The sequence below is a fragment of the Ewingella sp. C233 genome, from assembly GCF_055407225.1.
Genome location: NZ_JBUZRI010000005.1, coordinates 103,650 through 129,660, shown reverse-complemented (window position 1 = coordinate 129,660; position 26,011 = coordinate 103,650). Strand labels below are relative to the sequence as shown.

22 protein-coding genes are annotated in these 26,011 nt (G+C 56.5%); 14 read left to right on the top strand and 8 right to left on the bottom strand.

Going from position 1 to position 26,011, the window contains the following annotated elements:
• Window positions 1-97 precede the first annotated feature (97 nt).
• The 8 genes from ACZRKO_RS19810 (at window position 98) to ACZRKO_RS19775 (ending at window position 10,070) form a co-directional block, all read left to right on the top strand.
• Window positions 98-730 (top strand): RraA family protein, encoded by a 633-nt coding sequence (locus ACZRKO_RS19810; protein WP_463738949.1) that lies wholly within the window; start codon window positions 98-100, stop codon window positions 728-730.
• Between the two features lie 70 nt (window positions 731-800).
• Window positions 801-2,171: an MFS transporter gene (locus ACZRKO_RS19805; RefSeq protein WP_463738948.1), complete on the top strand. Its 1,371-nt coding sequence runs from the start codon at window positions 801-803 to the stop codon at window positions 2,169-2,171.
• Between the two features lie 66 nt (window positions 2,172-2,237).
• Window positions 2,238-4,325 carry a hydantoinase/oxoprolinase family protein gene (locus tag ACZRKO_RS19800; RefSeq protein ID WP_463738947.1) on the top strand — a complete coding sequence of 696 codons (2,088 nt, stop codon included), beginning with the start codon at window positions 2,238-2,240 and terminating at the stop codon, window positions 4,323-4,325.
• Complete coding sequence (locus tag ACZRKO_RS19795; RefSeq protein ID WP_463738946.1) at window positions 4,325-5,986, top strand: hydantoinase B/oxoprolinase family protein; 1,662 nt, start codon at window positions 4,325-4,327, stop codon at window positions 5,984-5,986. The genes ACZRKO_RS19800 and ACZRKO_RS19795 overlap by 1 nt, the downstream gene beginning before the upstream one ends.
• A 2-nt stretch (window positions 5,987-5,988) precedes the next feature.
• A complete protein-coding gene (locus ACZRKO_RS19790) occupies window positions 5,989-6,795 on the top strand; it encodes an SDR family oxidoreductase (protein ID WP_463738945.1) in 807 nt (268 codons plus the stop codon).
• A 38-nt stretch (window positions 6,796-6,833) separates the two neighbouring features.
• Window positions 6,834-7,988: a pyridoxal phosphate-dependent aminotransferase gene (locus ACZRKO_RS19785; protein WP_463738944.1), complete on the top strand. Its 1,155-nt coding sequence runs from the start codon at window positions 6,834-6,836 to the stop codon at window positions 7,986-7,988.
• 103 nt (window positions 7,989-8,091) lie between these two features.
• A complete protein-coding gene (locus ACZRKO_RS19780) occupies window positions 8,092-8,697 on the top strand; it encodes a TetR/AcrR family transcriptional regulator (protein ID WP_463738943.1) in 606 nt (201 codons plus the stop codon).
• A 101-nt stretch (window positions 8,698-8,798) separates the two neighbouring features.
• Window positions 8,799-10,070 (top strand): Glu/Leu/Phe/Val family dehydrogenase, encoded by a 1,272-nt coding sequence (locus tag ACZRKO_RS19775; protein ID WP_463738942.1) that lies wholly within the window; start codon window positions 8,799-8,801, stop codon window positions 10,068-10,070.
• A 9-nt stretch (window positions 10,071-10,079) separates the two neighbouring features.
• On the opposite strand, the gene ACZRKO_RS19770 is transcribed toward ACZRKO_RS19775, so the two are convergent.
• A complete protein-coding gene (locus tag ACZRKO_RS19770; RefSeq protein ID WP_463738941.1) occupies window positions 10,080-10,499 on the bottom strand; it encodes a winged helix-turn-helix transcriptional regulator in 420 nt (139 codons plus the stop codon).
• A 132-nt stretch (window positions 10,500-10,631) separates the two neighbouring features.
• On the opposite strand from ACZRKO_RS19770, the gene ACZRKO_RS19765 reads away from it, so the two are divergent.
• Window positions 10,632-11,489 (top strand): SDR family oxidoreductase, encoded by an 858-nt coding sequence (locus ACZRKO_RS19765; RefSeq protein WP_463738940.1) that lies wholly within the window; start codon window positions 10,632-10,634, stop codon window positions 11,487-11,489.
• 55 nt (window positions 11,490-11,544) lie between these two features.
• Here the strand turns inward: ACZRKO_RS19765 and idi are convergent, their stop codons facing one another.
• Window positions 11,545-12,090, bottom strand: coding sequence for an isopentenyl-diphosphate Delta-isomerase (gene idi, locus ACZRKO_RS19760; protein ID WP_463738939.1), 546 nt, complete (start codon window positions 12,088-12,090; stop codon window positions 11,545-11,547).
• Window positions 12,090-13,760 carry a tannase/feruloyl esterase family alpha/beta hydrolase gene (locus ACZRKO_RS19755; protein WP_463738938.1) on the bottom strand — a complete coding sequence of 557 codons (1,671 nt, stop codon included), beginning with the start codon at window positions 13,758-13,760 and terminating at the stop codon, window positions 12,090-12,092. Before ACZRKO_RS19755 ends, idi begins: the two co-directional genes overlap by 1 nt.
• Before the next feature lie 291 nt (window positions 13,761-14,051).
• Here ACZRKO_RS19755 and ACZRKO_RS19750 point away from each other — a divergent pair, with 291 nt between their 5' ends.
• Entirely contained in the window at window positions 14,052-15,161 is a 1,110-nt protein-coding gene (locus ACZRKO_RS19750) for a tyrosine-type recombinase/integrase (RefSeq protein WP_463738937.1), read from the top strand.
• Between the two features lie 20 nt (window positions 15,162-15,181).
• Here the strand turns inward: ACZRKO_RS19750 and ACZRKO_RS19745 are convergent, their stop codons facing one another.
• Window positions 15,182-15,994 carry an SDR family NAD(P)-dependent oxidoreductase gene (locus ACZRKO_RS19745; protein ID WP_463738936.1) on the bottom strand — a complete coding sequence of 271 codons (813 nt, stop codon included), beginning with the start codon at window positions 15,992-15,994 and terminating at the stop codon, window positions 15,182-15,184.
• A 156-nt stretch (window positions 15,995-16,150) separates the two neighbouring features.
• Here ACZRKO_RS19745 and ACZRKO_RS19740 point away from each other — a divergent pair, with 156 nt between their 5' ends.
• Together ACZRKO_RS19740 and ovoA are read left to right on the top strand one after the other, a co-directional pair.
• A complete protein-coding gene (locus ACZRKO_RS19740; RefSeq protein ID WP_463739048.1) occupies window positions 16,151-16,534 on the top strand; it encodes a winged helix-turn-helix transcriptional regulator in 384 nt (127 codons plus the stop codon).
• 163 nt (window positions 16,535-16,697) lie between these two features.
• Entirely contained in the window at window positions 16,698-18,839 is a 2,142-nt protein-coding gene (ovoA, locus tag ACZRKO_RS19735; RefSeq protein WP_463738935.1) for a 5-histidylcysteine sulfoxide synthase, read from the top strand.
• 61 nt (window positions 18,840-18,900) lie between these two features.
• Here the strand turns inward: ovoA and ACZRKO_RS19730 are convergent, their stop codons facing one another.
• The 3 genes from ACZRKO_RS19730 to ACZRKO_RS19720 all read right to left on the bottom strand — a co-directional run bounded on the left by ACZRKO_RS19730 (window position 18,901) and on the right by ACZRKO_RS19720 (window position 22,630).
• Window positions 18,901-20,421, bottom strand: a complete 1,521-nt coding sequence (locus tag ACZRKO_RS19730) for a sialate:H+ symport family MFS transporter (RefSeq protein ID WP_463738934.1) — start codon at window positions 20,419-20,421, stop codon at window positions 18,901-18,903.
• Between the two features lie 343 nt (window positions 20,422-20,764).
• A complete protein-coding gene (locus ACZRKO_RS19725) occupies window positions 20,765-21,592 on the bottom strand; it encodes a MurR/RpiR family transcriptional regulator (protein WP_463739047.1) in 828 nt (275 codons plus the stop codon).
• Window positions 21,593-21,757: 165 nt separating this feature from the next.
• Window positions 21,758-22,630: an N-acetylmannosamine kinase gene (locus tag ACZRKO_RS19720; RefSeq protein WP_463738933.1), complete on the bottom strand. Its 873-nt coding sequence runs from the start codon at window positions 22,628-22,630 to the stop codon at window positions 21,758-21,760.
• A 262-nt stretch (window positions 22,631-22,892) separates the two neighbouring features.
• Between ACZRKO_RS19720 and ACZRKO_RS19715 the strand changes: the two genes are divergently transcribed.
• Entirely contained in the window at window positions 22,893-23,594 is a 702-nt protein-coding gene (locus ACZRKO_RS19715) for an N-acetylmannosamine-6-phosphate 2-epimerase (protein WP_463738932.1), read from the top strand.
• 47 nt (window positions 23,595-23,641) lie between these two features.
• Complete coding sequence (locus ACZRKO_RS19710) at window positions 23,642-24,532, top strand: dihydrodipicolinate synthase family protein (protein WP_463738931.1); 891 nt, start codon at window positions 23,642-23,644, stop codon at window positions 24,530-24,532.
• A 79-nt stretch (window positions 24,533-24,611) separates the two neighbouring features.
• On the opposite strand, the gene ACZRKO_RS19705 is transcribed toward ACZRKO_RS19710, so the two are convergent.
• A complete protein-coding gene (locus tag ACZRKO_RS19705; RefSeq protein ID WP_463738930.1) occupies window positions 24,612-25,991 on the bottom strand; it encodes a PTS transporter subunit EIIC in 1,380 nt (459 codons plus the stop codon).
• Between the last annotated feature and the right edge of the window lie 20 nt (window positions 25,992-26,011).

Genomic DNA, 26,011 nt, shown 5'->3' with positions numbered 1-26,011 from the left:
TATTTTTAAAATGATAAACATTTCTCATTAGATATTAATTTATACTTTTATAGTCAGGTTTTATCGTCCGAGAAATAACATAAAAGAGGATTTCACCATGTCGCTTGAAGATGCAGATATTCGTTTTTCCCCGCGCTGGGAACGCCCGTCAGTGGAATGGATTGAAGCGTTCAAACCCTTCCCGGTCGCCAACATCGGCGATGCCATGGAGCGTCTTGGCATGTGTGACGCCGGGCTGGTGCCGCTGTTTCCGGGGATTCACTTTGTCGGTTTTGCACTGCCGGTGCTGGTACCTGCCGGTGATAACGCGGCGGTGATCCGTGCGCTGGAAGTGATTGAGCCGGGCGACGTGATGATGATTAACGGACTGGGCCACATTGACCGCGCGCTGGTTGGCGAACAATTGACCCAGCGGTTTCAACATGCCGGGGCCAACGGCGCGGTGATCGACGGGGCCGTGCGCGACCGCCGCATTATCGAGTCCGTTAATTTCCCGACCTTCGCCCGTGGCACGAGTCCTGCAGGCCCTTATAAGAACGGACCGGGCGTGGTGGGCGAGCCGGTCGCCATCGGTGGCGTGGTGTGCTGCGCGGGCGACATCGTGGTCGCTGATGACGACGGTATCGCCATTATTCCCTTCTGGCGGGCTGAAGCGATCCTCGCCAGCGTAAAAGAGGTGGCGAGGCGCGAAGCCGAAATGACCGCCGAAGTGACCCAAAAGTACCGCTGATCTGACGTAATTGCGGTCGGTCTTCCCAGGGGAAACCGGCCCGACATTCACATGATTGCAGGGCAGAACAATGACGAAATCATCTATGGCATTAATGGACCAAGCAATGCCTGCAAAGGAGAGTGCATCACGTTCGGTTAACCGCCATTCGGCTGTCAAAAATAGCGCCGTTAAACGTGCGTCCTTTGCCGGGGGCGTCGGCTCATTTGTTGAATGGTATGACTACGGAATTTACGGTTTGCTGGTCGGCACACTGGCGCTGGTTTTCTCGGCCAATGATATCGGCGGCACTAACGCTGGTCTGATGCTGACCTACGTGGGCTTTACGGTCAGCTTCGTTGTGCGGCCTTTCGGCGGCATTATCTGTGGCTATCTGGGTGACAAGATGGGACGGCAGAAATTACTGGCGGTCCTGCTGCTGATGATCTCGCTGGCGACGGCGGCCATTGGCCTGCTGCCGGGTTACAGCAGCATCGGCTGGGCAGCACCGGCGTTACTGATCCTGCTGCGTCTGGTGCAGGGGTTCTCCGCCGGTGGCGAAGTCTCCGGAGCCGGTTCTTTTGTGGCGGAATACGCCGAAGACCACCGCCGCGCCACGGTAATGTCACCGCTGGTGATGGGATCGTTCATCGCGCTGCTGTTCGGCAGCCTGTTGATAAGCGGGCTTATCAACTATTACGGAATGGATGCGATGCGCAGCTGGGCCTGGCGTATTCCTTTCCTGCTGGCGATCCCGATGGCGCTGATTGGGTTTTATATCCGTACCCGCATTGAAGACACGCCACATTTTAAGCTGGTGAAAGAGAGCAAGCGCATTGTGCCAAATCCGCTCAAAGAGGTGCTCTCCTCGCCGCGCCACCTGAAAGCGATTGGGCTGGCTATCACGCTGCCCGCCGTTAACGGGCCCGGCTACTACATTCTGTTCGTTTACATGCCGACCTATCTCAACAAAGTCATGCATTTCAGCCAGATGCAAAGTCTGCTGGTCACTGCCTGCGGTCTGCTGACCATTATTGCCGCGATCCCGATGATGGCATGGCTTTCTGATCGTCTGGGCCGCAAACCGATGCTTATCGCCTCCGCCATTGCCATGGGGGTGCTGGCCTGGCCGTGCTTCTGGCTGCTGACGCTCGGCATGATGCCGCTGGCCTGTATGTCCGCCATGCTGCTGGCCTTTGCGTTCGCCGGTCACGCTGGCGTGATCCAAAGCACGCTGGCGGAAATGTTCCCGACCACCGTTCGCTACAGCGCCTACAGCATCGGCTTTAACCTCTCTACCGTGGTATTTGGCGGGTCCGCACCGCTGCTGATGACTTGGCTGATTGGCCTGACGGGCATCGCCAGCATACCGAGCTATATGGTGATCCTCACCGCCTCGCTGACCTTAATCAGCGCCCTGTATCTGAAAGAAACGGCCGGACAGCCACTGCGCGACAGCTAAGGCGTTATGCCGTCTGACATTCATCACCTTTGTACTCCGTACCCTGACATGACTTCCGAGGTCACTATGAAATACGCTTCAACATGGCGGATGGGCTTTGATATCGGCGGCACCTTTACCGATCTGGTGCTGCTCGATGACGCCACGGGCCACGCCCTGCGTCATAAAACCCTGACCACGCCGGACGATCCTTCTGAAGGCGCTTATACCGGCCTGACGCAACTGCTGGAGATCGCCGGCGTGGCGGCCAGCCAGGTGCATACCATTACCCATGGCACCACGCTTGCGATCAACGCACTGCTTGAGCGTCGCGGGGCCAGGACGGCGTTTGTTACCACCAAAGGTTTTCGCGACGTGCTGATCATGGGGCGCGAATACCGTTACGACATCTATGACCTCAACGGTTCTCCCGCCATGCCGCTGTTGCCGCGTTCGCAAGCCTTCGAGCTGGATGAACGCGTGACGGCGCGCGGTGAGGTGGTCACGTTATTGAAAGAAGCCGAGGTGGTGGCATTGGCCGCTGAACTGATGAGCCAGGCTTATGAGGCGGTCGCAGTCCTGTTTATGCACGCTTATGCCTGGCCGGAACATGAAAATCAGGTGGCGGCGATTTTGAAACGTGAAATGCCCGGCGTCTCCATCTCAGTTTCTCATCAGGTGTCGCGCGAAATTCGTGAATACGACCGCGGCGTGCTGACGGCGATGAATGCGTTCGTGCAACCTAAAGCGCGGCGCTACATGTCACGTCTGGAGAGCAAGCTGCGCGAAGGCGGGTTCACCTGCGACTGGCTGGTGATGGGTTCTAACGGCGGGCTGATGGCGCCACACATTGCGGCTGACTTCCCGACAAGGATCATTGAGTCCGGTCCGGCGGGCGGCATTGTGGCGACGGCAGCGTTCGCCCGTAAAAACGGACATAAACAGGTACTGGCGTTCGATATGGGCGGTACGACGGCGAAAGCCTGCGTGGTGCGTGACGGCCAGCCTTCCATAACCACCAACTATGAAGTGGGCCGCGCTGACCGCCTGCTCAAGGGCAGCGGCCTGCCGGTCAAACTGCCGGTAGTGGACATGATTGAGATCGGCGCCGGTGGCGGCAGCATCGCGCGGGTGGATTCACTCGGCCTACTGGAAATTGGCCCCGAAAGTGCCAGTGCGTTTCCCGGCCCGGCCTGTTACGGGCGCGGTGGTGAACTGCCGACCGTGACCGACGCCAACGTGGTGCTGGGGCTGCTGGATCCGCACGCGTTTCTGGGCGGGCGTATGACGCTGGATGTGAACGCCGCCCGCCGCGCCATTGAGCGGGTGGCAACGCCACTGGGGCTAAGCATTGAAGATGCCGCCTGGGGCATTCACGAAGTGGCCAACAATAAAATGGCCGAAGCCCTGCGCACTCACTCAGTGGAGAAGGGCGTGAGCCCGCAGCACATGACCATGCTGGCCTTCGGCGGTGCGGGGCCGAGCCACGCCTGGTCGCTGGCAAAACTGCTCGGCGTGAAACGGGTGTACTTCCCGGACGGTGCCGGTGTGTATTCCGCGTTTGGTCTGCTGACCGCACCGCCTAGCGCCGACTTCGTGCGCAGCGATCGCTGTCGGTTGCAGGAGGGCATGGACCTGCCCGCCATTCATGCGTTGCTGGCAGAGGGTTTTGATGAAGCCTTCACCACGCTGGCTGCCGCCAACGTTGACCCAAAAACCGCATTTACTCAGCAACTGGCTGACGTGCGCTATGTCGGTCAAGGCTCAGAACTGACCGTCACGCTGCCGGAAGCTTTCCTTAAAAAGGGCGATGCATCGGCGCTGATCGATGCATTTGAAACCGCGCATTTCGCCCGCTTCGGCCGCACCTTACCGGGCGTCGGTGTGGAAGTGGTGAACTGGCGCGGTCGCGTACAGACCACGCCGCCGACCTTGGCGACGCAGGATCAGAACGACCGCCCAGATGAGGGCGAAAGCGAGAAAACGCTGTCGGTGTATCTTGGCCGAGACGCGGGCAGCCAGCCATGCCGCGTGGTGCCGCGCAGCCTGCTCAAGGTCGGCGTGGCGGTGACCGGGCCGGCGCTGTTGCAGGAAAAAGAGTGCGCGATTTACGTCGGCCCCGGTGCCAGCGCACAACTCGACGCTCAGGGTAATATTCTGATGGAGATCCACTGATGACTGACGTTCAAGAAAACCTCGACTTCCTCAACGATCCGGTCAACCTGCGCATCACCTGGGACCGGTTGGTGAGCATATCCGAAGAGGCTGCCGCCACGCTGGTGAACATGGCGTTTTCCAGCATTATCCGCGAAGTGGGCGACTACTCCTGCCTGCTGATGGACGCGCAGGGCAATTCGCTGGCGCAGCCGAAAACCAGTATTCCGGTGTTTATTGGCACGCTACCGGCAACGGTGCGCCATCTGCTGGCGAAATTCCCGGCGGATACCCTGAAACCCGGCGACAGTCTGGTGACTAATAATCCGTGGTTGGGTACCGGCCATCTGAATGATGTCACTGTCGTCACGCCGATTTTCCGCGACGGTGTGCTGGTGGCCTTTGCCGGGTCAGCGGCGCACATGTCCGATATCGGCGGCACGCTGAATATGGGTTCCTCGCGCGACGTGTTTGAAGAGGGCTTTATGATCCCGCCGAGCAAACTGGTGATTGGCGGCGAGGTTAATCAGCAACTGGTGGATTTACTGCTGGCTAACGTGCGCTCACCAGATCAGGTTCAGGGCGACCTGCACGCCATGCTGGCGGCCAATCAGGTCGGGTCCAACGGCCTGCTGGGGCTGATGGAGGATTTACAGCTGCAACGGGTGGAGCCGCTGGCGGAGAAAATCCACTCGCTGACCGAAAACGCCATGCGCAAAGCCATCACCGACGTGCCGGACGGCCGCTATGAAGCCTCGGTGGATATCGGCGATTACGAGGGTGAGATCCATCTGCATGTAGCGGTGATCGTCAGCGGCAGCGACATCACCCTCGACTACACCGGATCGTCCGCGCAGTCGCTGTTTGGTACCAACTGCCCGATGTCGTTTACCTACGCCTACAGTGTCTATCCGCTCAAATGCCTGCTGGAACCCTGGCTGCCTAATAACGAGGGCTGCTTTAAACCGATCACCGTGACAGCCCCCGAGGGCTGCATCGCCAACGCCCAGCCACCTTGCGCCGTGGAGATGCGTAACCGCGTCGGCCATATGGCCCATGCGGCCATTTTCTCCGCGCTGGCGGAGGTTATGCCGGAACGTGTCATGGGCCACTCCGGCAGTGCGCCGGTAACCTGTGACGTTTTCTCCGGGCAGATGGACGACGGTCAGCGCTTTGTCGAAAGCTTGTGCGTCAACGGCGGCACCGGTGCGCGCCCGCAGGCGGACGGTTTTATCACCGGCTTCCCCGGTAATATGTCCTCCACGCCGGTTGAACTTATCGAAGCGGCGACCCCTTTACTGTTTATGCAAAAAGCCATCGTGCCGGACTCCGGCGGGGCTGGCCGCTACCGCGGCGGACTGGCACAGCGCATGGTGATCCGCCATCTGGGCAAGTTCCCGCTGTCACACAGCATGTTCTATTCGCGGCAAAACCATCCGGCGCTGGGCGTACTCGGCGGCGGGGCGGGAACCCCTAACGTGATTGCGATCAACGACGACGTGCTGGAAAAACCGGTTGGCCGCCATGACGTGTTTCCGGGGGATGAAATTACGATTCAGATGCCCGGCGGTGGTGGGAAATATCCGGCCGCTGAGCGCGACCGCGAGGCGATTTTACAGGATTTACGCGAAGGCTATATCACTGCCGCTGGGGCAGAACGTGACTACGGATTCCGGGGTTAACCATGAATGATGTAAACGGCAAAGTGGCGATTATTACCGGTGCAGGCACCGGCATCGGGCGCAGCTGCGCAGAGTCACTGGCGGCGCAGGGCGCGCGCGTAGTGCTGGTCGGGCGACGTCAGACGGTGCTGGATGATGCCGTCAGCGCCATCCGCGCCAAAGGCGGTCAAGCCTGGGCGTTCGCCGCCCATATCGAACAGAAAACTCAGGTGGCCGAACTGGTGCGCTGGACCGTCGCCGAGCTGGGTGGCGTGGATATTCTGGTTAACAACGCGGGCAGCGCCAGTAAAGTGCTGAACGCGCGCTGGATTGAAGAGGAGGAGTGGCAGCAGGTGCAGGACGTCAACCTGAAAGCCGTGTTTCTGCTGACGCAGGCGGTGCTGCCGGACATGCTGGCGCGCGGCGGCGGCACCATTATTACGGTGTCATCGCTGGCGGCGCTGCGCCCGAATCTGCTTGGGGGTGCCGCGTACGGCGCGGCCAAGGCCGGAGTGCGCAATTTCATGACCTATCTGCACAACACCTTCCGCAATCAGGGGATCCGTGCCACGTCGATCCTGCCCGGAGAGGTCAATACGCCGATCATGGACAACCGTGCCAATCCCCCGCTGCGCAGCGTGCGTGAAGCGATGATTCAGCCGCAGGACGTCGCTGACGCGGTGCTGTTATGCGCCGCACTGCCGGACCGTACGGTGATTGAGGAGCTGATTATTGCACCAACGTACCTGCGGGATATCTCGGGTGACCTGGACGTCAGCCGCTGGAAAGGGGCGCCACCGGAGTGCCGCAACGAACGTAATCATCCCTGAATTTTGCCCTTAATCATCCCGTTCAAAAGGTGAATAACATGAGTTCTGCATTAGGTTTCAAAGCCGCTGAAGCGGTATTACGGGTGGAACGCAGTTCGCTGCGCGTACAACAACCGGCCTCTTCCGGTGACATGGTGTCGCTGGCAATGGGCGAACCGGATTTCGACACACCGCCGCGCATTGTGCAGGCGGCCGCTGATGCGCTGCAAAACGGCTTTACCCACTATGCGCCGCTGCTCGGCGACAAATTATTGTGCCAGGCGCTGGCTGAACAGGTGGCGGAACAGTCCGGCAATCCGGTGATGGCCGGTGAAGTGCTGGTGACCCACGGCGGAACTGGCGGGTTGGCGGCGGCTATCTTGTCAATCGTCAATCCCGGCGACCGAGTGGTGATCCCCGATCCGACCTATTCGCTTTACGCGGATCTGGTCAATATGGCGGGCGGGATTTGTGTTCCGATGCCGTGCCGCCGTGACCTGCATTGGGATCTCGACCGGCTGGAGAAGGTGATGGACGGCGCGAAGCTTTTCGTGTTCTGCAACCCCGGTAACCCGACCGGTATTGTGCACACCCGGCAGGAAATTGAAGCGCTGGGCCGCATCGTCAAAGCCAGCAACACGCGGGTGATCGCCGATGAGGCTTACAGTGATCTGGTCTTTACCGGCCAGCCGTTTACCTCGGTGTTACAGGTTGAGGCGTTTCGCGGGCGCACGCTCTATTGCCAGACGTTCTCGAAAAGTTATGCCATGACCGGCTGGCGTGTCGGTTATCTGGCTGGACCGGCGGAAATGATCACTGCCGCCGCGCGGGTGCACAATACGCTCAACGGCTCGGTGAATACCGCCGTGCAGCGGGCGGCGCTGGTGGCGCTGAAAGAGTGCGGGCCGGACGTGCGCCGCATGTTTGAGGTCTACAAAGAACGTCGTCAACTGATGGTGGACGGGCTGATGAAAATTCGCGGCCTGAAGCTCAATCAGCCCGAGGGCGCTTTCTATTGTTTCCCTTCGTATGAGCTGCCGATCCCGGCCATCGATATGGTGGGTATTCTGCGTGAGCAGGGCATTGCGGTACGCCCCGGAAGTGAATTCGGTGCGGCGGGCGAGCGCCATTTACGTCTCTCCTACGCAGCCAGTAAAGAGGCCATCGTGGAAGGGGTTGCCAGATTACAGCGGGGTCTGGCGAGACTTTATTAATGTTTACGGGCACTATTAACGCTTAAGGCAGTGATAACCGCCAGGGACAGAGTTCACCATCAAAACACCGGTAGGCAGGCAAGGCTAACCACGGAGACAGGCAATGCGCAGTGATACCGAAAGAAATCGCAGGAATTTGATTCAGGCAGCAGCCCGGTTGTTTGAAAAGGCCGATGGCCCGATCAGCATGACCGAGATTGCCGCTGAGGCCGAAGTTTCGGTAGCGACGGCGTATCGTCAGTTCTCCTCGGTAGAGGAAGTGCTGAACACATACCGCCGGGATGTCGGGGTGCTGCTGCTGGAGTTCAGCCAGCAGCAAACCAGCCGCGGATTACAGCGGCTGGAAAACGTCAGCCGCTACTGGATAAAACTGGTGCGTGAACGCGGTGCCGCCATGGTGCCAATGCGTAACCGCCGTGGTTATCTCGAACGCTTATGGGAAGGCGCGGACTACCTGCTGGTGCAGGCCGATGCGGTACGCCCTCCGCTGCGTGAAGCGATGGAAGAGATGGGGTTGCCGGATATCGGCGACAAGGCGGTGTTCTTGTGGAACATCCTGTTTGACCCGCGTGAAATTTTCGATCTGGTCGATACCGTAGGGCTCAGCGAAAAAGAGGTCGGTACCCAGCTGATGTCGGTGCTGGTGGGCGGCCTGAACGGCTGGGCCACGGCGAGCCGTTATTCTATTGAGGCCCTGAAGGCCCGTTAAATTCTGTTGTAGATAAATTCAACGTCAACGCTGCAAAGGCGCCTCACGGCGGGGCGTTGTCACAGCCAAAATTCATCCATTCAGTCTCAGAGAGGCTTGTTATGAGTGTACTTTCTTACGTGTCATCGGATAAAGATTCAGCCTGGGCCACCTATTTGTCACAGGTTGACCGCGTGCTGCCGTACCTTGGCGAACTGACCCACTGGGCCGATACGCTGCGTCACCCTAAAAGGGCGTTAATTGTCGATATTCCGCTGGAGATGGACGACGGCAGCGTGCGGCATTTCGAGGGATACCGGGTGCAGCATAATCTGTCGCGCGGGCCGGGCAAGGGCGGCGTACGTTACCATCCGGACGTTACGCTTGAAGAAGTGATGGCGCTGTCGGCGTGGATGACCATCAAAAGTGCCGTGCTGAACCTGCCGTTTGGCGGCGCGAAGGGCGGCATTCGTGTCGATCCCCGCGAGTTATCGGCCAAGGAGCTGGAACGTCTGACCCGCCGTTACACCAGTGAAATCGGCAGTATTATCGGGCCGCAGCAGGATATTCCCGCGCCGGATGTCGGTACGAATGCGCAGGTGATGGCCTGGATGATGGACACGTATTCGATGAACGTCGGGGCGACCACCACCGGTGTGGTGACCGGAAAACCGATTCATCTCGGCGGTTCGCTTGGCAGGGTGAAAGCCACCGGGCGGGGCGTTTTCGTCACCGGCAAGGCCACGGCAGAGCGTATCGGTCTGGCACTGCCCGGAGCGAGAGTGGCGGTGCAGGGGTTTGGCAACGTAGGCGGCGTGGCGGCTGAGCTGTTTGTCGCCGAGGGCGCGCAGGTGGTGGCGGTGCAGGATCACAGCGCCACGCTGTTTAACGAGCACGGGCTCGATATTGCAGCGCTATTAGCATATCAGCAGGTGCACGGCAGTATCGCCGGTTTCCCGCAGGCGCGGGTGATAGGGCATGAGGCGTTCTGGCAACTGGAGTTTGATATTCTGATCCCGGCTGCGCTCGAAGGGCAGATCACGCCGGAGAGAGCGCAGCACCTGACCTGCAAACTGGTGCTGGAAGGGGCCAACGGCCCCACCTTCCCGGCGGCCGATGATATGTTGCGCGAGCGCGGTATTGTGGTGGTGCCGGACGTCATTTGTAACGCAGGTGGCGTGACCGTGAGCTATTTTGAATGGGTGCAGGATTTCTCCAGCTTCTTCTGGAGTGAGGACGAAATTAATCAGCGGTTGGACCGTATTATGCAAGAGGCGCTGGCCGCCGTGTGGCAGAAGGCAGATTCGCTCGGCATTACCCTGCGAACCGCGGCCTATGCGGTGGCCTGCGAACGGATCCTGATGGCCCGCAAAGAGCGCGGCCTCTACCCGTAACGGCCCGAATTATTTGGCTAGCTGACGCTTTTGCATTATGCGGTAGAGATTATTCTCCACCCAGTCGGTCAAGCCGGTGAGCTGCACCTGCACTTCGATACCCATCGGCGTCAGGGTGTATTCGACGTGCGGGGGCACCACCGGATAGGCAATCCGCTCGACGAAGCCGTCGGCTTCCAGCGCCTGTAACGTCTGCGCCAGCATTTTTTCACTGACGCCGCCAATTTTGCGGCGCAGTTCACTAAACCGCATCGTTCCGTCGCCCAGTGCAATCAGGATCAGCACGCCCCAGCGGCTGGTGATGTGGGTCAGCACTTCGCGCGACGGGCAGTTGGCGCTCATAACTTCACCCCGGCGCAGCCGTTCATTCAGGCTGTTCACCGCCACCTGATCTTCAACGATTTCACTCTTGACTGATGTTAATTTCATACTAACCTTTTTGTACGTACTTACGAAAAGTTAGTATATCGCATAGGATGTTTTCCACGGACGCGATTTTAAGATTGTTTCGTCATAAAGACGGTCGTCCCCCACAACATTGATCACTTTCGGAGAAACACCATGATTGCTATTACCGGTGCCACCGGCCAGCTTGGCCGCCTCGTTATCGCTGCATTGCTGAAGAAAGTGCCAGCGAACCAGATCATCGCCACTGTGCGTAATCCTGAAAAAGCCAAAGCGTTGTCTGATCTGGGTATCGACGTGCGCAAGGCTGATTACAGCCAGCCTGAGACGTTGGAGAGTGCCTTTAAAGGCGTGGAAAAATTACTGCTGATCTCCTCAAGTGAAGTCGGCCAGCGTGAAGCCCAGCATCAGGCGGTGATTGATGCGGCGAAGCGTGCCGGTGTGAAACTGGTGGCCTACACCAGCCTGCTGCATGCAGACAAAAAGCTGCTCGGCCTGAGCGCTGACCATCTGGCGACCGAAGCGGCGCTGCGCGCATCCAACCTGCCGGTCGTGGTATTGCGTAATGGCTGGTATCACGAAAATTACGCCGCAAGCATTGCTCCGGCGCTGGCGCACAATGCGTTTATTGGTGCGGTAGGCGAAGGGCGTATTTCGTCCGCTGCACGACAGGATTATGCTGAAGCGGCGGCGGCGGTTCTGGTACTGGAAAATCAGGCGGGGAAAGTGTACGAACTGGCCGGTGATGACAGTTACTCACTGGCAGAATACGCGGCACAAATTGCCCTTCAGTCCGGCAAGAAAGTAGACTACGTCAATTTGCCACAGGCTGAATTCGCTAAAGCGCTGGTCGGCGCGGGGCTGGATGAATGGCTGGCGAATATGCTGGCAGATTCCGATGCGGGTGCGGCCAAAGGCGGTTTGTTTGATGACAGCCATACCCTGAGCAAACTCATCGGGCGCGCTACCACGCCGTATCAGGAAGCGATCACCGTCGCACTGAAAACCCAGTAATTCATTGCCTGCACGTTCAACCCGGCGGATGTCACGATGACAACGCTGGGTTTTTTTATAGCGGATCCTGGCCGGTCAGGCTGAGATTTCCCGCTGTCATGAGACGTAACTGCTCAACCATCCAGGGGCTGAAAACTCCGGGGGTCTCCATGACTGCGGCCAGCAGGCTTGCAGGCGCAACCCACTGGAAGTCCATCACTTCCTGCGGATTCAGTACTGGTTTCTGGTGGGTGATGGCGAGAAATATCGGGCAAAATTCGTTTTCCACGATGCCGGAAGCATCGGTCGCACAGTACTGGAATTCTGCAATTTGCACGTCGATCTGTTCAACTGCCAGCCCCAGCTCGTGCAGGCTGCGGCGACGCACGGCATCAGGCAGGGATTCACCCGGCGCGGGGTGACCGCATACTGAGTTGGTCCACACGCCGGGCCAGGCGATTTTGTTCAGGGAGCGGCGGGTGAGCAGGATCTCACCCTGCGCATTACGGATATAACAGGAAAACGCCAGATGCAGCGGCGTGTGCGGGCCATGCACCTGTGACTTATCCATGGTGCCCGCCGGACGGTGCAGCGCGTCGAGTAAAACCACTTCTTCAGTCATCACTTCTCCTGATTATCCAACACGCAGCGGAAACTCGCGGCGGCGTTTTTATCCCCATGCCCCTCATAGTGCGGATACTGCGGATATTCGCACAGGGGCAGTTCACGCCCTGCCGCTGCAGAATGTGTATCGATGATTTTTTGCGCCCCCGGCGCGATGCCTTTATCGACCCAGTTATCCAGTGTGCCGAGAGAATCCCAGCTGACCGGGAAAGTGCCACCGTTATGCGCAAAACCCGGCGCAATATAAAAACGTACAAACTGATGCAGGGCTTTGTCACCGAAGCGTGCCTGCAACTTTTCATAGTAGGCGATGGTGTTAGCCGGGGGAACGGACATATCTATCGAACCGTGCATTAACAGCAGTTTTCCCCCGCGCTGCTCAAAGGCCCGAATGTCCGGGTCGGTATCATCGGCCAACGAGGCCAGCTCCTGCAAACGCGCTTCGTGCTCAGCAGGCACAAACGATAAAGTGTCATATTTCGGATTTTGCGTGACAGCGTAACGTACTATTTGATCGCCCATGATGTAAGGGAACGACATGATCAGATTGGCCGGAGCCGGTGCAGTTCCTGCTTGTGGCCCGGTTTGACCATTCAGTTCCGAGGCCACAATGGCTTTTGATTTATTGACCCCGGTACCAAACATGGTCACCAGTGTGGGAGCGTCGGCGCCCTGCAAAATGGGCCATGAAGCAAAAAGATTGCCGGTGGGCAGTGTGACACCCAAAGGCTGCGGTTGGGTCATTTTGCGGACCAGCGACATTTGCACATCGGACAGACAAGTTGGGCCGAGGTCTTTACCGCCGGGACAGCGCAGGCCTTCGAGACGAAAGGTTTTCTCGCAGCCTTTTATATTGGCGACAACGCCATCGGTAAGGCCATCCAGCTGATCGCATACGGCATAAACAGCGTTAGCGATCAGCGCGGCTTTCGCCGGGGAGATCCACGCCCCCGGCATGTTATACATCGCCTGACCTAACAACGTGCCAGCCATGTGTAATTCGATGAAATTATAAACCGGATGAATAGCGATCACCCCATCGTAATCTTGCGGATAGTGCTGAACCACGGCCAGTGCTTCATGGCCGCCCTGAGAATTCCCCTGAAAATACATGTGCTTCGGTTTTGCACCGTACGCCTGCTGAATCAGCGCCAGCGCCACGTCGTGGGTTTTCTTTAGCTGCGCGCCGGTGAAATTTTTCCAGGCTTCATTATTCATCGCAAAAGAGGCGTCGGAGATCCCCCCCTGATGTCCGGAGTCACTGCCGAACGTGGCATAGCCCTGTTTCAGAACGTCCGGAACCCCTTTGGGAGAAAATCGCGCACTGTCGGTTTTCCGTACTGCACCATTAAAACCGCTGCCGCCGAGTTGCAGGGCTTTACCATTCCACACCAGCGGCAGGTTGAGCTGGAAATTAATATCCGGCGCGGTCGGGTCCACCGGTTTAATCGCCCCTTCAACCTGACAATGCCTTTCGCTGGCCTGACCGACCATTGCCGCCGATAGGATCACCGCGCCAGTGGTTGGCAGCCCGATTTGCGAAGCGCCGATATGCGTTTGCTTCATCAGCAGGCAGTCGGCTTCACTGAAATTTTTGGCCTGTGCGGCCATGGCCGTACCGGTCAGCAAAACCAATACTGCCGTGCAAACAGAAAGGGTGATTCTCATTATTTTCCCAGGTCACTAAAGCGTAATTATTCTTGCCCTGTTTTTAACATCTTGGACGCGGTTAATCATCCACAAATCATCATCCGCGTATTGTCGACGATTAATTCGCCAATAATATCTTTTTTGTCTTTGATTCGGCTGGCTAAAACGACACACCCAGGTCCGCTATTATCCATTCTCCGCACTCTTTGTGACTCCAGACTTAATAGGTCTGGAGTCACAAACCTTTTGCGTCGGAACCGCTGAGTTGTTATAACACCGCCCCGGACTTTACCCTGTTGAATTGCCTGAATGAATGTTGCTGTAATCGAACCCGATATCGCCGCTGAACAAGTTGGCCGCCATGTGATCCAGTTTCTTGAAGAGATCAGGAAAGCGCCGCTGGCAGAACTCGATAATTTTGATGAAGAGGGCAATGCGACCGTCAGTCAGGTAATGAAGGTGTGGATCCGGCTGTCACTGATGATCACCCGCCGCCGTCCGGAAATCGCCGTTTCTTCTTTACTCATACATGTGCTGCCGGTGATCGGCCCGTTACCGCTCAACAAAGTCAGCCGGTTGCGCCTTAACCGTCTGTTTAACGTGTTGCTGGCGGACGGAAAAATCGCTGAAGCCAAACGTGTTTTTGCCCTGTGCAAACAGTTTCTCAGTTGGGCTGAAACTCAGGGATACTTAGAACATTCGCCGATTGGCTCAATGAAACGCCGGGACGTCGGCGGGCGCAATACGCCTCCCCGCGAACGTTCCCTGACCGATGCTGAAATCTGGGTGTTTTGGCATAGTCTTGATTTGTGGGATATTTCTGAGCAATGCCGCTGGGCATTACGGCTGTGTTTACTGACGGCACGCCGCCCGGATGAAGTGGTGCGCGCGCGAAAAGAAGAGTTTCATTTACGCATTGGCGTCTGGCGACAGGGGCTGCGTAATAAGTCGCAGCGCGATCACAGTTTGCCGCTCACACCACTGATGATCCACTGCATTGATGCGTTGCTGGAGGCCAGCCCGGCCGACAGTCCGTGGCTGGTGCCGTCGCCCCTTGACGGACAGAAACCGCTGTCACGGGGCGCCATTACTCAGGCACTACGCCGCGTGATCCGCGCCGAAAGGGGGCCGGGCCTCGAACCCTTCACCACCCGTGACCTGCGGCGTACCGCCCGCTCAAAACTGGCTTCCCTCAACGTAGCGAACGATGTCGCGCGTAAAATCATGAACCATTCCCTCGAAGGGATCGACCGCGTCTATGACACCCATGATTATCTTCCACAGATGAAACTGGCGCTGGACGCACTTTCCGCTGACATCCAGCGCATTATTTCTGCTGAAGATTATCTCTCTTTACGTCACCGTTTTGACGGTGAGCCATTGCAGATTTCTGCACGTTCTCTGCTTTTTATTCCCTGATCGCTGCCATTACCACCGTGTTATCGCGTAGATGTATAACGCGTGGCAGGCTGGCCGGTGACAAACGAGGCATCGAAAAGGGCAGCCGAAACCGTTTCATACGTACGCAGCAGGTTGTCATCGTGCAGCGAGGGTATTGTGATGAGTTCGCCGAGATCAAGACCGCGAAGTGCCGCGTCAACACAATCTTCGGTATTCATTACCGTCGCCGGATCGAGGGTAGAGAGTGAAAGCCCAGCCACGTCCCAGCCTTCCGAAACGGTGGCCGACGGAGCGACAAGCTGCACGCGGATGCTGCTGTCGGCCAGCTGTTGTTGCAGGATCTGGGTGAAATTGAGGACGTAGGCTTTGGTCGGCCCGTAGACAGGAACAAAAGAGGTCGGGGCGAAACCCACCATAGAACCCACGTTGATGATCGTGCCTGCATTGCGCTGCTGAAAACGGGGCAGAACGGCCAGCGTCAGCGCGGAAAGGGCGGTGACATTAAGCGCGATCATCGCCAGCATTTTTTCAGGTGTGGTTTGCGAAAGCGTACCCACCTGGGAGGAACCGGCGTTGTTAACCAGCATAGTGACAGAGGGATCAGCGGTAATTTTCTGCACGGTTTGTGTAAGGCCGTCGGGTGTCGCAAGGTCAGCCACTATGGATTCAACGCGGATCCCGTGGCGGGATTGCAGGTCATCACCGATCGCCAGCAGGCGGTCACCCCGGCGTGCAACCAACAACAGATCATAACCGCGGGAAGCCAGCCGCTCAGCATAGACTTTGCCGATGCCAGAAGAGGCACCGGTGACGACGGCCGTACCCGTTATATTTTGGTTTACAGTGTTCATCAGGATCCTTTAAATCTTGTGAAAGAGGCGGGGGACGCACGGAAATTTGATGATATATTCTTTATATCTAGGGTCAATTACGCACTACATATAGCGTAGATATCGAGGAGTAAATCTATGTCCAACGTCACCGACACGCTGACCGCCCGGAAACGCATGGAAAACCGTAAGGCAAAAGGTATCGCCGACGCGGGCCTGGTCGAGGTACAAAAGACTCAGGTGATCCTGGCGCATATTGCCAATAAATGGTCGGTGCTGATCCTGACGGTGCTGTGTTTGAGGCCATCGCGCTTTAACGAAATCATGCGCCGTCTTGACGGGATCACGCATAAATCTCTGGCTGACGCGTTAAAACGTCTGGAACGCAACGGGCTTATCCGTCGGGAAGTACTTCCTACCATGCCGGTGGGCGTTGAATACACCATCACCCCGTTTGGTCAGTCACTTCAGCAGCCCTTTGCTGCGCTTTACGACTGGGCGCTTCAACATGGCCCCGAACTGGAGCGCGCTCAGGCCGCATTCGACCTCGAACGGGATTAACAGAAGTCAGATTATTACTTTTATTTGCCTTGAATTGCCTCGCTTTACGTGACAGCGTCACGCAGATTAAAGTGTGTCAGAATTTCTCCTGAAACGGATGTGAAATGAATAAATGCTACACTTTGCAGTTCATTTGCTTCGCCAGAGAACTAAGGAAAACGCCATGAATCACTCAAAAACAATAACAACCGGGTTACCTGAGCCGACGCAAACCTTACGCCTGAACGGTATTAACGCCACCGAAAAGCGCCGGGAAATTCTTGAATACTTTAATCAGACCTGGGACCTGTACGAGAGCCTGTTCGATTGCCTGAGCGATGAGCGCGCCTACTTCGATAAAGCCATTTCCCTGCGCCATCCGCTGATCTTTTACTTCGGCCATACCGCCACTTTTTACATTAATAAACTGATGGCCGCCGGGCTGATCTCACAGCGGATTGATGACGGCATTGAAGCGATGCTGGCGATTGGCGTCGATGAAATGAGCTGGGACGATCTGGATAACAGCCATTACAGCTGGCCGGGTGTGGCCCAGTTACGTGATTATCGCGGCAAAGTCCGCACCGTTCTCGTCGATTTCATCGAAAATATGCCGCTGGAACTGCCGCTTAGCTGGGAAAGCCCTGCGTGGGTGATACTGATGGGCATTGAACATGAGCGTATTCATCTGGAAACGTCGAGCGTGCTTATGCGCCAGTTGCCGGTCGAATGGGTAAAACCTCAGGCGCACTGGCCAGCCTGTACCCATGTCCGTGAAGATCGTACCGCCGCACCGCATAACGTCTTGGTTTCCATGCCGGGCGGGCAAGTGACGTTGGGTAAAACTGACGACACCTATGGCTGGGACAACGAATACGGCACGTCGCAGAGCGAGGTTAAGCCGTTTAAGGCCAGCAAAATGCTGGTCAGTAATGGGGAGTTTTTCGAGTTTGTGCAGGCCGGAGGCTACCAGAACGCGCAATGGTGGGATGAAGAAGGTCAGGGCTGGCGCGACTTTGCCGGTGCCACCATGCCAACCTTCTGGGTAGGTTCTGCGGCAGAGCCCGGTGCGCTCAAATTGCGTCTGATGGCTGAAGAAATTTCGATGCCGTGGGACTGGCCTGCAGAAGTGAATCAGCTGGAAGCCGCCGCATTTTGCCGCTGGAAAACCGATGAAACCGGCAAATCCATCCAGCTGCCGACCGAAGCCGAATGGTATCTGTTGCGCGATCAGGTAGAAGGTGACCAGCCCGACTGGCAGCAGGCGCCCGGCAATATCAATCTGGCCTGGTGGGCGTCTTCCTGCCCGGTAGACCAGTTCCCGCAGGGAGATTTTTACGACGTGGTCGGTAATGTCTGGCAGTGGACAACAACGCCGATCAGCGGGTTTGACGGTTTCCGCGTCCATCCTTTATATGATGATTTTTCCACGCCGACCTTTGACGGTAAGCATTCCATCATGAAAGGCGGCAGCTGGATCTCTACCGGTAACGAAGCGCTGCGCTCTTCACGCTATGCTTTCCGCCGCCACTTTTTCCAGCATGCGGGTTTCCGTTATGTTGTATCAACACATCAGGAAAAGCTGACGGTTAATCCGTACGAAACGGATACGCTGGTCTCGCAATATCTTGATTTCCAATACGGGAAACGCTATTTCGGCGTGGGTAACTATGCACGCGCTCTGGTCGATATTGCGGAAAAACTGTGTGATAAGCGTCATCGTGCGCTGGATATCGGTTGCGCCACCGGCCGCGCCAGCTTCGAACTGGCCCGACTATTTGATCAGGTGACTGGTATGGATTATTCGGCACGTTTTATCGATGTGGCGTTGTCACTGGCCAGCGGTGAGGAGCTGCGCTATCTGATGCCTGAAGAGGGTGATCTGATGGAGTATTGTCAGGCACGTCTGTCTGACGTGGGCCTAAGCGCAGAGCAGGCGGAAAAAGTCCGCTTCCTGCAGGGTGATGCCTGTAACCTGAAACCGCAGAAAGAGCCATACGATCTGGTACTGGCCTCTAATCTTATTGACCGTCTGCGCCAGCCGAAACGTTTCTTGCAGGATATCGCGCCGATGATTCGCTCCGGCGGGGTGCTGATGCTTTCATCGCCATATACCTGGCTGGAAGAGTTCACGCCAAAAGAGAACTGGATCGGGGGCGTACGTGAAAATGGTGAGGCACTCACCACGCATCAGGCGCTGCAAAGGCTGCTGGCGGCTGATTTCACCGAGGTTCAGGCTCCGGTGGATGTGCCTTTTGTGATCCGCGAAACGGCCCGCAAATATCAGCATACCGTGGCGCAACTGACGGTGTGGCGTAAGCGCTAACCCGCGGGATGGCCGCCGTATCTTCCGGTACGGTGGCCATCTGCTGCCTTCTATATTCTTTCTATTTATGTGTCACTACCGGTGCGCTCACAGGCCCAATAGCACCACTGAACGGATGACCGTCGATGGCATCGTTCATGCGTAAACCCGCAGGACGGATCCAGCGTTGTACCCGCGATGGCATATCAAAACCGATCAGCAGGATCACGACAAACGTGAGACTGAAAGAGAGGGAACCCAGGGCTGTGCCGAGGCTGAGATGTTGGGAGATCGACGCCCCAAGTATTGGTGCTAATGCGCCGCCGAGCGCCCCCACGTTGTAAGTGAACCCCAAACCCGCCGCACGCTGTTCGGTATCAAAATAGCCCCCGAGCAGTTTTGGCAGCAAACCGGCAATACCTTGCCCCAGCATTTGTTGCAGGAACAACAGGCCGCCGAGGAACAGCAGGCTGGATCCTTCAATCGCAAACAGCGGAATGATCAATAATTGTGAGACCAGCAAACTGGTGACATAGGCTTTACGCGTACCCAGCCAGTCCCCGAGAAACCCCCCCACGCAACAGCCGACCGCCGCACCAAACCCGCTGAAAAACAGCACGTTGCCGACGGTATGTGGGTCATAGCCTAAATCCATTTTCAGGTAAGTCGGTAAAAGTGCCTGAATGGGCCAGGAATAGAGAAACGCGCAGAACACCACCAGCATCAGCATGACGCCGGTCGGCCAGCGCTCACCGCTGGTCTGCACCATAAAATAGATAAAGATGGCGGCGCAAAGTACGCCGAGGATCACAATGGCAGGGGTTGATGCCATTCCGGTGAAACAAAAATAGAGAGCCGCCGCGGCGAAGACCGTCAGGCCGATATTGAGATAACTCAGGCGGCTGCGGTAGAGAATATCGACCATATTTCGGTCTTTACCCTTTTTGATATGCTGCTGTTCACGCTGTGATTTCTCCCAGTCTGCGGCTTCCGGCAGGTTTTTACGCAGCCACAGGGCAAAGAGAATCGGCAGTAATCCGATATAAAACAACGTTCGCCAGCCGAAAGCCGGAACGATATGGCTGTAGGCCTGTGCGGCAACCACCGCGCCAATCGAGAAGCCCGAGATCAAAAAGCCACTGGCTTTATTGCGCATATTCTTTGGCCAGCTCTCCATGACGTAAGTGGAGCTGGAGCCGTATTCCCCTGCCATGCCGATACCAATAACCAGGCGGGCGATGAATAACGTGGTGTATCCCGGTGCCAGCCCGCAGGCCAGTGTGCCGCAGGAGAACAGCACAATGCTGGTGATCATGGCGGATTTTCGCCCGTAGCGGTCGCCCATGGCGCCTAATACCAGGCCGCCAAACCAGCGGGAGATAAACGCCGCAGAGATCAGGCTGCTGGCCTGAATCAGGGTCAGACCGAACTCCTGTTTAATGTCGGTCAGCACCAGCGTAATAATCACAAAATCAAAGCCATCCAGAGCGTAACCAATCCATGCGGCAGTAAAGGCTTTCCACTGCGCCGGTGTCAGTTGCCGGTACCAGCGGGGCGGTCGGGCGCCCGGTGTGTTCCCACGAGACTGTACTGAAGTGCTCATATCGTCGCTCTCTCTTCACTGCCTGTCAGTATTCAGGCAGAAACGTTATCCCCGTGGCAACGGCAGTTTCAGCGCATCCTGATGAGGTTTCACGACGCCACTAAAACCACGCATTTTCACCACCCTCTCACTCGCGTTAAACTCCAAATTAAAATTAACATAGGAGTAAAACTCCATTTGAGTGTATTCGAACCCTCCGTCATTACAATGGCGGAATGTTAAAAATGTGATTAAGACGTTGAAATGCTGATGCCAGTAGAGGTGGCAGCAGAATGGTGACGTGCAGGGCAGCGCGGCTGAAATATGTGCGCCATACCCATGCGAATGACTGACAGAAAATGGGTTATTTGCTGTCGAACTGGCTGATGGCTTGCGTGGTTTTGCGTTTGGTTTTTTCCGCCTGTACGGGATCGGCCTTCACCAGCAGGGCATAAATCAGGTCCAGAACAAAAAGCTGGGCTATCTTAGTGCCGATGGAGTCGCCCTGCAACTGACCCTGACGGTTGCCGTTGATCAGCACGTAATCGGCCATTTCGGTGATCGGGGATCCCATATTGTGGGTCAGCGCCACGGTGGTTGCCCCGGCGGCTTTCGCCAGTTTCAGCGCATGTACGGTTTCGCTGGAGGTACCGGAATGGCTGATGCCAATCGCTACGTCACCGGGGCGCATCAGTGAGGCCTGCATGAACATGAAATGGTTATTGGTGGCAGCATCGACGCGTAAACCAATGCGCATCAGTTTGCTTTTGGCATCTTCAGCGGTGATCCCTGAGGACCCTAGGCCGAAAATAGAGATTCGGTCTGCCGGGCGCATTAACTTCACCACCTGTTCAACGTTCTCAAGCGACAGCAGATTAACGGTTTCTGTCAGGACATTATTGATGGCGGACTGCAATTTACCTGCAATCGCCAGCGCGCTGTCGGCGTCCTGTACGTCGGCATCCAGCAGGCTTTCCCCGCTGTTTGCCCGGGTGGCCACTTCAATGGCCAGATCCATTTTGAAATCCTGGAAGCCTTTATAGCCGAGCGTCCGGCAAAAACGGATGATGGTGGCTTCGCCAGCCTGTGTTAGGGCTGAGAGGTCGGCGAGGGAAAGCTGGGTGACTTTGGAAGGTTCGGCCTGAATATAGACCGCAATCCGCTGCGCGGAGCGGGTCAGGCTGTTTTGCATGGCACCTAAGGCATCAAGGATTTTACCTGGCTTAAAACGATGAGCACCAGTTTTCACGCGGACACCTCAGGGAAAAGAGTGAAGGAAACAACGATTTATCTGGTGCATATCATTACATAGTTGCCCCTCTGCGTGAAGCGCAGGAGGCATACTGTTTTGTGGCCACTACAGGGAGGCTCTTGCCCACAGCGCGGCGCCCAACAGCCCGCTGTCCTGCCGGTGGAAAGCCGCCTGAACCGGCAGCCGGTAGATTTCCGGCAAGGCGGTTTGCGCTTGCGTCACTCGCTTCAGATACCCCTCAGCCAGACCGACGCTGCCGCCGAGGATCGCCACGTCCAGATCGAGTGCGATATGCATATCCGCCAGCAGGGAAGCAATCACCGTTGCTGAACGTTGGACAATATTTTCCGCTGGAATATGGCCAGCCCGTGCCATTTCAAACACGCCGACGGCGGTAACTGGCTGCGGCCAGCCCTGCGTGGCGGCACCGATGGCGGTTCCCGATGCCACGCCCTCGACGCATCCCCGGCGGCCACAACCACACTGCGGGCCCAGGGGATCACAAGCAGTGTGGCCGATATGCCCAGCCAGCCCGGTATGCCCGACCAGCAGTTTTTTGTTCCAGACAATGCCGCCGCCCACGCCGGTGGACACAGTCACAAACAGCGCGTTATCGCATTCATCCCGCAGCGTCTGATATTCAGCCCAGGCCGCCGCCTGTCCGTCATTGAGCAATACGCAGGGGAGAGCGGCGATTGATTGGATACATTCCAACAGCGGAAAACCGGCCAGACCGCCGAGATTTGCCGGGTTAAGCGCCGTCAGCGTGCCATGACTGATGATGCCGGTTGAGGCAACGGCGACAAAATCCACCCGCTGACGAAACGGAGAAATCAGTGTTTCCAGCGCTGAGGCCATCTGAGCCGCATCACCGCGCGGTGTGGCGATCTGCTGGCGCTCAGAAAGCTGGCCGCTTTCATCTACCCGCGCTGCCGCCATTTTTGTCCCGCCGATATCCAGCGCTAAACCCATACCCATTGTTATGATCCCCTGTGAACGGTGCTGTAAAACGACGCATAAAGAAGCCTTATCACTACGCGTCCGATTTAACTCCATTGATATTTAATAACTGGAGTATCACTCCAATGCAAAGTTAATTTTACGTCCTGTCACCTCTTCGGACCGGATCACATTTACGCTTTAGTCCCATTGCGTGCCGTAAACAAAAGATTTACGATGATTGGAGTTATGCTTCATTTTAAATAAATTATTGGAGTTTAAAGCCATGCGAAGTGTGAATATGCGCAACATTAGCGATCTTCGCCCTATGCTACAGCGGGGTCTTATCGTGTCATGCCAACCGGTGCCCGGCAGCCCTATGGATAAACCTGAGATGGTTGCCGCGATGGCGTGCGCCGCGATGGACGGCGGAGCCGCCGGGTTGCGTATCGAAGGTGTGCGCAATTTACTGGCGGTGCGACAGGCAACCGATGCGCCAATCATTGGCATCATCAAGCGTGATTTGGCGGACACTGATGTTCGCATTACTCCCTGGCTGGAAGATGTGGAGGCCCTGAGTGAGGCGGGTGCCGATATCATCGCTTTCGATGTGACCCTGCGATCGAGACCGGTATCCGTTGAGGCGCTTTACGCGCGTGTGCGGGCGAGGGGATGTCTGACAATGGCCGACGCCTCCTGCCTGAAAGATGGTCTGCTGGCGCATCAGTTGGGCTTCGACTTTATTGGCACCACGCTGTCAGGGTATACCGGGGCGGCAGTGCCCGCCGGGCCAGATATCGAGTTGGTCAAACAGTTGGCGAAGGCAGGGTGTCTGGTAATTGCGGAAGGGCGCTACAACTCACCCGTGCAGGCCGCAGAGGTGATGGCGGCGGGGGCTTTTGCCGTGACCGTCGGTTCTGCCATTACCCGTATCGAACATATTTGTGGCTGGTATCGGGATGCGATAAACCCGAGTGCAGCCGCAAAACTGACCGATTACTGATCCCGGCCATACTGGCCGTCTGTTCGCTTTAAGTTACGAGGATGCTAATGAACAAATTAACAGGTCTTATCGCCGCGCCGCACACCCCTTTTGACGCGCACGGTGAGGTGAATTATCCGGTTATCGATCAGATTGCGGAACATCTGGTCAGCGACGGTGTAAAAGGCGTGTACGTCTGTGGTACGACCGGAGAAGGGATCCATTGCTCGGTAGAAGAGCGTAAGAAAATTGCCGAGCGTTGGGTGAAGGCGGCGCAGGGTAAGTTGAGTATTACGCTGCACACCGGCGCGCTGAGTATCAAAGATGCGGTTGATCTGTCGCGCCATGCCGAAACGCTGGATATCTTCGCGACGTCGGTCATCGGGCCATGCTTCTTCAAACCCGGAAATATTGACGATCTGGTGGCTTATTGTCAGGCGATTGCCGCCGCTGCGCCGACAAAGGGTTTTTACTACTATCACTCCGGGATGTCTGGTGTGAATCTGGATATGGAACAGTTTCTGATTAACGCGGAGTCGAAGATCCTCAACCTGTCAGGTATTAAATTCAACAGCGCTGATTTATATGAATTCCAGCGCTGTATGCGCGTCAGCGGCGGGAAATTCGACATTCCGTTTGGGGTAGATGAACATCTGCCGGGTGGCCTGGCGGTGGGCGCGCTGGGTGCCGTGGGCAGTACGTACAACTACGCCGCGCCGTTGTTCCACAAAATCATCAGTGATTTCAATGCGGGCAATCAGGCTGCGGTACAGCAGGGCATGGACAGGGTTATCGCCCTGATCCGCGTGTTGGTGGAGTTTGGCGGCGTGGCCGCGGGCAAAGCGGCGATGCAGCTGCACGGCATTGATGCCGGTAACCCGCGCCTGCCATTGCGCGCGTTGACTAAAGAACAGAAACAAACCGTCTTGAACCGGATGCGCGACGCGATTGGCCTCTGAGGTCATACGGTGAAAGACATAACGCAGCCCAAATTCAGGGCTGCGTTTTACTATCAGGGTAAAGCGGGCTTGGCGTTCTCTACTTCTTAAGCTCAGATAACTGCAACTTTGCCAGACGCGTTTTGCCGTAGATGATGGTCAAAATAGCCGGGACGGTAAACGCTACGCTGATGGCGACCACCTCATAGATGGCCTTTGATTCTGGTCCACTGAACAGGCCCAGCTCGAAGACATTCAGTACCGGCAAGAAACTGTAGGTTTTTACGCCCAGCAGGCCGGTGATTGCCCCGCCTAACGCCGCACCAATACAGCCGAAAATAAACAGCATACGGTACTTCAAATTCACGCCATAAAGCGCCGGTTCGGTGATGCCAAAGAAGGCGGAGATCGACGCCGAAATGGCGATCTGTTTGTCTTTGTTGTTGCGTGCAATAAAAATCGCCCCAAACGCGGCCCCGAACTGGCCCATTACCGCAGACATAAACATCGCCATAATAGTGTCATAGCCGGATACCTGAATATTGATGAGCGCCAGCGGGATAATGCCCCAGTGCACGCCGAATACCACGAAGATCTGGCCGATACCTGCCAGCAGCGCACCGGAGATCACCGGGCTGAGATGATAAAGCCAGGTATAAGCGTTAGCGATACCGATGCCGATATAGTCTGCGACCGGGCCGATAAAGGTGAAGACCACAAAACCGGTAATAATCAGCGACAGGCAGGGAATAAACACCAGCGCAGCCACATCCGGGATCACTTTCTTCAGGTAACGTTCGACATAACTCAGGAACAGCACGGCAAAGATGGCCGGTATAACCGCGCCGCCATAGATTTTCAGGCTGAGTGATAATCCTAACAGCGGGATCGCGCCCGGCATGTTGGGATCTGTCAGGGGATAGAGCATCGCGGCCGTCAGCGCCAGCGCGATGTATTTGTTGGTTTTGAATCTCTCCGCGGCCGTCACGGCAATAAACAGCGGCAGGAAAGTAAATACACCACTGGCCAGCGCGTTAAACACCGTAAATATATAGCTCTCTCTGGGCACCAGACTCATGGTTTGCAGCAACACCACGATGCCCTTGAGCACCCCGACGCCAGCCAGAACGCCAATATAGGGCGTGAAGATGGCGGAGATATTCGACAGCAACCGGTTAAACAGCGACGCTTTTTCTGCGGGTGCAGCAGACTCGCTTTGTTCACCGGCGGGAGATCTCAGGTCGTTAATGGCCTGAAAAACCTGAGCGACTTTAGGGCCGATAACGACCTGAAACTGACTATTGTTATTGATGATTTTAATGACATCCGGCATGGCGTTGAGCGCTTGCTCATTAACGATGGTGGTATCTCTTAAATTAAAGCGTAAACGGGTGGCGCAATGCGTGAGATATTCAATATTGGCATCACCGCCAATATTAGAAATAATCTGACCTGCCATTAAACGGTAATCAATAGCCATGATATTTCCTCACTGAACGG

Excerpts from the sequence above, each read along its gene's own strand:
- ACZRKO_RS19810 (WP_463738949.1), top strand. The coding sequence starts at position 98 with ATGTCGCTTGAAGATGCAGATATTCGTTTTTCCCCGCGCTGGGAACGC.
- ACZRKO_RS19805 (WP_463738948.1), top strand. The coding sequence starts at position 801 with ATGACGAAATCATCTATGGCATTAATGGACCAAGCAATGCCTGCAAAG.
- ACZRKO_RS19800 (WP_463738947.1), top strand. The coding sequence starts at position 2,238 with ATGAAATACGCTTCAACATGGCGGATGGGCTTTGATATCGGCGGCACC.
- ACZRKO_RS19795 (WP_463738946.1), top strand. The coding sequence starts at position 4,325 with ATGACTGACGTTCAAGAAAACCTCGACTTCCTCAACGATCCGGTCAAC.
- ACZRKO_RS19790 (WP_463738945.1), top strand. The coding sequence starts at position 5,989 with ATGAATGATGTAAACGGCAAAGTGGCGATTATTACCGGTGCAGGCACC.
- ACZRKO_RS19785 (WP_463738944.1), top strand. The coding sequence starts at position 6,834 with ATGAGTTCTGCATTAGGTTTCAAAGCCGCTGAAGCGGTATTACGGGTG.
- ACZRKO_RS19780 (WP_463738943.1), top strand. The coding sequence starts at position 8,092 with ATGCGCAGTGATACCGAAAGAAATCGCAGGAATTTGATTCAGGCAGCA.
- ACZRKO_RS19775 (WP_463738942.1), top strand. The coding sequence starts at position 8,799 with ATGAGTGTACTTTCTTACGTGTCATCGGATAAAGATTCAGCCTGGGCC.
- ACZRKO_RS19770 (WP_463738941.1), bottom strand. The coding sequence starts at position 10,499 with ATGAAATTAACATCAGTCAAGAGTGAAATCGTTGAAGATCAGGTGGCG.
- ACZRKO_RS19765 (WP_463738940.1), top strand. The coding sequence starts at position 10,632 with ATGATTGCTATTACCGGTGCCACCGGCCAGCTTGGCCGCCTCGTTATC.
- idi (WP_463738939.1), bottom strand. The coding sequence starts at position 12,090 with ATGACTGAAGAAGTGGTTTTACTCGACGCGCTGCACCGTCCGGCGGGC.
- ACZRKO_RS19755 (WP_463738938.1), bottom strand. The coding sequence starts at position 13,760 with ATGAGAATCACCCTTTCTGTTTGCACGGCAGTATTGGTTTTGCTGACC.
- ACZRKO_RS19750 (WP_463738937.1), top strand. The coding sequence starts at position 14,052 with ATGAATGTTGCTGTAATCGAACCCGATATCGCCGCTGAACAAGTTGGC.
- ACZRKO_RS19745 (WP_463738936.1), bottom strand. The coding sequence starts at position 15,994 with ATGAACACTGTAAACCAAAATATAACGGGTACGGCCGTCGTCACCGGT.
- ACZRKO_RS19740 (WP_463739048.1), top strand. The coding sequence starts at position 16,151 with ATGGAAAACCGTAAGGCAAAAGGTATCGCCGACGCGGGCCTGGTCGAG.
- ovoA (WP_463738935.1), top strand. The coding sequence starts at position 16,698 with ATGAATCACTCAAAAACAATAACAACCGGGTTACCTGAGCCGACGCAA.
- ACZRKO_RS19730 (WP_463738934.1), bottom strand. The coding sequence starts at position 20,421 with ATGAGCACTTCAGTACAGTCTCGTGGGAACACACCGGGCGCCCGACCG.
- ACZRKO_RS19725 (WP_463739047.1), bottom strand. The coding sequence starts at position 21,592 with ATGCAAAACAGCCTGACCCGCTCCGCGCAGCGGATTGCGGTCTATATT.
- ACZRKO_RS19720 (WP_463738933.1), bottom strand. The coding sequence starts at position 22,630 with ATGGGTATGGGTTTAGCGCTGGATATCGGCGGGACAAAAATGGCGGCA.
- ACZRKO_RS19715 (WP_463738932.1), top strand. The coding sequence starts at position 22,893 with ATGCGCAACATTAGCGATCTTCGCCCTATGCTACAGCGGGGTCTTATC.
- ACZRKO_RS19710 (WP_463738931.1), top strand. The coding sequence starts at position 23,642 with ATGAACAAATTAACAGGTCTTATCGCCGCGCCGCACACCCCTTTTGAC.
- ACZRKO_RS19705 (WP_463738930.1), bottom strand. The coding sequence starts at position 25,991 with ATGGCTATTGATTACCGTTTAATGGCAGGTCAGATTATTTCTAATATT.